The following is a 5264-nucleotide window of genomic DNA, read 5'->3' as shown; positions in this document are numbered from 1 at the left end:
CAGGAAGCCGGTCGCCCACAGCATCGGGGTCTCGAAGGACAGGCTGCCCTTCCACATGGTGCCGATCCAGTTGAAGAACTTCACACCGGTCGGCACGGCGATCAGGAAGGTCATGAAGGAGAAGAACGGCAGCAGCACACCGCCGGTGACGTACATGTGGTGCGCCCACACCGTCACGGACAGACCGGCGATGGCGATCGTCGCGGCGACCAGGCCCATGTAGCCGAACATCGGCTTGCGGGAGAACACCGGGATGATCTCGCTGATGATGCCGAAGAACGGCAGCGCGATGATGTACACCTCGGGATGGCCGAAGAACCAGAAGAGGTGTTGCCACAGCAGGGCTCCGCCGTTGGTGGCGTCGAAGACGTGGGCCCCGAACTTGCGGTCCGCCTCCAGGGCGAACAGCGCGGCGGCCAGCACCGGGAAGGCCAGCAGGACCAGCACGGCGGTCAGCAGCACGTTCCACACGAAGATCGGCATGCGGAACATGGTCATGCCCGGGGCGCGCATGCAGATGATCGTGGTGATGAAGTTGACCGAGCCGAGGATCGTGCCGAAGCCGGAGAAGGCCAGACCCATGATCCACATGTCGCCGCCGACACCCGGCGAGTGCACCGCGTCGGACAGCGGGGCGTAGGCGAACCAGCCGAAGTCGGCCGCGCCCTGCGGGGTGAGGAAGCCGCCCACCGCGATGAGCGAGCCGAACAGGTACAGCCAGTAGGCGAACATGTTCAGCCGCGGGAACGCCACGTCCGGCGCGCCGATCTGCAGCGGCATGATCCAGTTCGTGAAGCCGGCGAACAGCGGCGTCGCGAACATCAGCAGCATCACGGTGCCGTGCATCGTGAACGCCTGGTTGAACTGCTCGTTCGACAGGATCTGCAGACCCGGCCGGGCCAGCTCGGCGCGCATCAGCAGCGCCATCACGCCGCCGATCAGGAAGAACGCGAACGACGTCACGAGGTACAGCGTGCCGATCGTCTTGTGGTCGGTGGTCGTCAGCCACTTCACCACGGCATTGCCGGGCTCCTTGCGCCTGACCGGCAGCTCGTCAGCGTACGAGCCTGCAGCTGCCGCGGCACCCTGGGGTTCGTTGAGGATGCTCACAGGTTGTTCGTCCTCTGGTTCTTCTCGTGGCTCGTCTGCGCGATGCCGGCCGGAATGTAACCGGTCTGTCCCTTCGCCTCGAGCTCCTTGAGGTGCTTCTCGTACGCTGCCGGAGAGACGACCTTCACGTTGAACAGCATCCGGGAGTGGTCGACGCCGCAGAGCTCAGCGCACTTGCCGAGGAAGGTGCCCTCCTTGTTGGGGGTCACCTGGAAGGCGTTGGTGTGGCCCGGGATGACGTCCTGCTTCATCAGGAACGGCACCACCCAGAAGGAGTGGATGACGTCACGGGAGGTGAGGATGAAGCGGACCGTCTTGCCCTTGGGGAGCCAGAGCGTCGGGCCGGGGTTGCCGGTCTGCGGGTTCCGGGTGCCCGGGGTGCCGACGTCGTAGACGCCACCGGCGTTCGCCGGGAACTCCTTCTTGAACTTGTCCGGAATGGCGTTCAGGTTCTTGTCGGTCCTGGCGTCGCCGGAGACACCGGGCACGTTCTCGATGTAGTTGAAGCCCCAGCTCCACTGGAAGCCGACCACGTTCACCGTGACGTCGGGCTTCTTCGAGAGGTCGAGGAGCTTCGACTCGTCCCGGGCCGTGAAGTAGAAGAGCACCGAGATGATGATGATCGGGACCACCGTGTACAGGGCCTCGATCGGCATGTTGTACCGGGTCTGCGGAGGTACTTCGACCTTGGTGCGGCTGCGCCGGTGGAAGAAAGCACTCCACAGGATCAGGCCCCACACCAGCACGCCGACGGCGAGCGCGGCAGCCCAGGAGCCCTGCCACAGGGAGAGGATCCGCGGAGCCTCTTCCGTGGTCGGGGTGGGCATGCCAAGGCGGGGGAAGTCCTTGTATGTGCAACCGGTTGCGGTCGCCAGGACCAGGCCCGCGGTCAGTGCCTGCAGCAGCTTCCGCCGCATCGGGCGCCGCGGCGAGCGGTCGGAGCCGTTGGGACTCACGTAGCGCCTTCCCGAGAGTCTCGCCCGCGCGGTCGGCTGCGGCCTTCTCGCTGGTCGGTCGCCGCCCTGCGTCGGGCAGGGGTTTGGATGTTTATGCGGACCAAACCCTAGCCCACCCTCTTCGAGGGTTCGCGGGGAGGGGTGCCTACTGGAGCGGGTGGTTCGCTGAATTGGCGGCGGCGGGTCCGTTGTGGCAGGTCGCGCCCCGCGGCGAAGCCGCCGATGCCGCCGCCCCGCGCCCCTTTTGGGCACTGTCCCGACCGGCGGTCTAGCGTTGCCGTATGGCCTACTTCGACGCTGCCTCCGCCGTCCCGCTCCATCCCGTTGCGCGTCAGGCGCTGTTGGCCTCTCTGGACGAGGGGTGGGCCGATCCCGCGCGCCTGTACCGGGAGGGCCGCAAGGCCCGGATCCTGCTGGACGCCGCCCGGGAGGCGGCCGCGGAGGCCGTGGGGTGCCGGGCCGACGAGGTGGTCTTCACCCCGTCCGGGACCCGGGCCGTACACACGGGCGTCGCGGGGGCGTTGGCCGGGCGGCGGCGGGTCGGACGCCACCTGATCGTGTCAGCCGTCGAACACTCCTGCGTCCTCCATGCGGCGGAGGTGTTCGAGTCGGACGGCGGGGCGGTGACGCAGGTGCCGGTGGACCGGGCCGGCGCCGTGGCACCGTCGGCCTATGCGAGTGCCCTGCGCCCGGACACCGCCCTCGCGTGCCTGCAGTCGGCCAACCACGAGGTGGGGACCGTGCAGCCGGTGGCGGAGGTGGCCGAGGTGTGCCGGGCGGCCGGGGTGCCGTTGCTGGTGGACGCGGCGCAGTCGCTGGGGTGGGGACCGGTGGAGGGCGACTGGTCGCTGCTCGCGGCCAGTGCGCACAAGTGGGGCGGGCCCTCCGGGGTCGGGCTGCTCGTGGTGCGCAAGGGGGTGCGGTTCGCCGCCCAAGGGCCGCTGGACGAGCGGGAGTCGGGGCGGGCGCCCGGGTTCGAGAACATCCCGGCCGTGGTGGCGGCGGTGGCCTCCCTGCGCGCGGTGCGGGCGGAGGCGGCCCAGGAGGCGGTACGGCTGCGGGAGCTGACGGAGCGGATCCGGGCGCGGGTGCCGCAGCTGGTGCCGGACGTGGAGGTCGTGGGCGATCCCGAGCGGCGGCTGCCCGGCGTCGTCACCTTCTCGTGTCTCTATGTCGACGGGGAGGCGCTGCTGCACGAGCTGGACCGGGAGGGTTTCTCCGTGTCGTCCGGTTCGTCCTGCACGAGCAGCACGCTGACACCCAGCCATGTGCTGAAGGCGATGGGGGTGCTGAGCGAGGGGAACGTGCGGGTGTCCCTGTCGGCGGGGACGGCCGAGGAGGACGTGGAGCGGTTCCTGACGGTGCTGCCGGGGGCCGTGGCCGGGGTGCGGGAGAAGCTGGGCGCGCCCGCGCCCACCACGCAGGCGGGTCCACAGGAGCTCGTCGTGGACTCCCTGGGCAAGCGCTGCCCGATCCCGGTCATCGAACTGGCCAAGGTGTTCGGGCAGGTGCCGGTCGGCGGCACCGTACGGGTGCTCTCCGACGACGAGGCGGCCCGCCTGGACATCCCGGCGTGGTGCGCGATGCGGGGGCAGGAGTACCTGGGCGAGGAACCGGCGGACCGGGGTACGGCGTACCTGGTCCGCCGGGTGGACTGAGCGGCCGGCTCAGCCCAGGTGCGCCCGGACCTCCTCCGCGGCCTCGTCGCCGTACGCCTTGGTGAAGCGCTCCATGAAGTGGCCGCGGCGCAGCTGGTACTCCTGCGTCCCGACCGTCTCGATGACGAGGGTCGCGAGCATGCAGCCGACCTGGGCGGCGCGCTCCAGGGAGACCCCCCAGACGAGGCCGGAGAGGAAACCGGCGCGGAAGGCGTCGCCGACGCCCGTGGGATCGGCCTTGCGCTCCTCCTCCGGGCAGCCGACCTCGATCGGGTCCTCGCCGACGCGCTCGATGCGCACGCCCCGGGAGCCGAGCGTGGTGACGCGGTGCCCGACCTTGGCGAGGATCTCGGCGTCGCTCAGGCCGGTCTTGGACTCGATGAGGCCCTTCTCGTACTCGTTGGAGAACAGGTAGGTCGCGCCCTCCAGCAGGATGGCGATCTCCTCGCCGCCCATGCGGGCGATCTGCTGGGAGAAGTCGGCCGCGAACGGAATGGAGCGGGCACGGCACTCCTCGGTGTGCCGCAGCATCGCCTCGGGGTCGTCGGCGCCGATCAGCACCAGGTCGAGGCCGCCGACGCGGTCGGCGACCGTCTTCAGCTCGATGAGCCGGGCCTCGCTCATGGCGCCGGTGTAGAAGGAGCCGATCTGGTTGTGGTCGGCGTCGGTGGTGCACACGAAGCGGGCGGTGTGCAGGGTGTCGGAGATGCGGACCGAGTCGGTGTCGACGCCGTGCCGCTCCAGCCAGGCCCGGTAGTCGTCGAAGTCGAAGCCGGCCGCGCCGACCAGGACCGGCCGGGTGCCGAGCTGGCCCATGCCGAAGGCGATGTTGGCGCCGACGCCGCCGCGGCGCACGTCGAGGTTGTCGACGAGGAAGGAGAGCGAAACCGTGTGCAGCTGGTCCGCGACGAGCTGGTCGGCGAAGCGACCGGGGAAGGTCATGAGGTGGTCGGTGGCGATGGAGCCGGTGACTGCGATGCGCACGACGGGGATTCTCCTGCGGGAGGCTGGGTTGACAGTTCACGCTACCGGGTCGCGGGCCGCCACTGAAGCTGGCAAAACTACCCGATAGTAGATCTTTCTTCGCGGCCTTTGTCATGCCTACGGTGCCGTCATGACGAACCTCAAGGCCACCTCCCACGCCCCGGCCGACTTCGACGGCGACCTCGCCTCGCTGCGCGGCGACTGCGCCCGGATGGCGCCGCACTGGACGGCCCCCCAGCACCCCGCATCCCGGCCGGTGCCGCCGTCCCTCATCCACGGGGTGACCGTGCCCGTGCGGTCCGCCCGGCTGCTGGACGCGATGTCCGACTACGGCGACTGACGCGCGGGGCGCACTCCCGGGAACCGCGCGCTCCCCTCCCGCGTCCCATCGCCGTCCCCGCACCGGGGATGCGGGATACGACCCAGCGAGGAGCGATGCGGTGAACACGGAGCGGCCCGAGGACTCCGGGGACGCGGAGGTTCCCGAGGCGGCGCACGAGGGTGCGGCCGAGGAGCCGGAGACCGGCGCCCGGGACCTGGCCGAGCGGTCCGGCCG

Annotated in this window: 5 protein-coding genes; 2 read left to right on the top strand and 3 right to left on the bottom strand. The window is 70.1% G+C overall.

Annotated features, from left to right (window positions below; genetic code table 11):
• A partial coding sequence (locus ACLU3S_RS35585) for a cytochrome c oxidase subunit I (RefSeq protein ID WP_413956106.1) occupies positions 1-1110 on the bottom strand: 1110 nt, incomplete at its 3' end.
• The gene (gene coxB / locus ACLU3S_RS35580; protein ID WP_413956105.1) at positions 1107-2066 is read right to left on the bottom strand and encodes a cytochrome c oxidase subunit II; all 960 of its coding nucleotides are present in this window, start codon (positions 2064-2066) and stop codon (positions 1107-1109) included. The genes coxB and ACLU3S_RS35585, both read right to left, overlap by 4 nt.
• Before the next feature lie 281 nt (positions 2067-2347).
• Between coxB and ACLU3S_RS35575 the strand changes: the two genes are divergently transcribed.
• Positions 2348-3724: a cysteine desulfurase/sulfurtransferase TusA family protein gene (locus ACLU3S_RS35575; protein ID WP_413956104.1), complete on the top strand. Its 1377-nt coding sequence runs from the start codon at positions 2348-2350 to the stop codon at positions 3722-3724.
• Between the two features lie 9 nt (positions 3725-3733).
• Here ACLU3S_RS35575 and ACLU3S_RS35570 read toward each other — a convergent pair whose 3' ends face one another.
• Positions 3734-4708: a carbohydrate kinase family protein gene (locus tag ACLU3S_RS35570; protein ID WP_413956103.1), complete on the bottom strand. Its 975-nt coding sequence runs from the start codon at positions 4706-4708 to the stop codon at positions 3734-3736.
• Positions 4709-4838: 130 nt separating this feature from the next.
• Between ACLU3S_RS35570 and ACLU3S_RS35565 the strand changes: the two genes are divergently transcribed.
• A complete protein-coding gene (locus ACLU3S_RS35565; protein ID WP_413956102.1) occupies positions 4839-5048 on the top strand; it encodes a hypothetical protein in 210 nt (69 codons plus the stop codon).
• Positions 5049-5264: the final 216 nt, after the last annotated feature.

The sequence above is a fragment of the Streptomyces sp. AF1A genome (genome assembly GCF_047340315.1).
In the GTDB taxonomy this organism is placed as follows: Bacteria; Actinomycetota; Actinomycetes; order Streptomycetales; family Streptomycetaceae; genus Streptomyces.
This window is presented reverse-complemented; position numbering and strand designations above follow the sequence as displayed.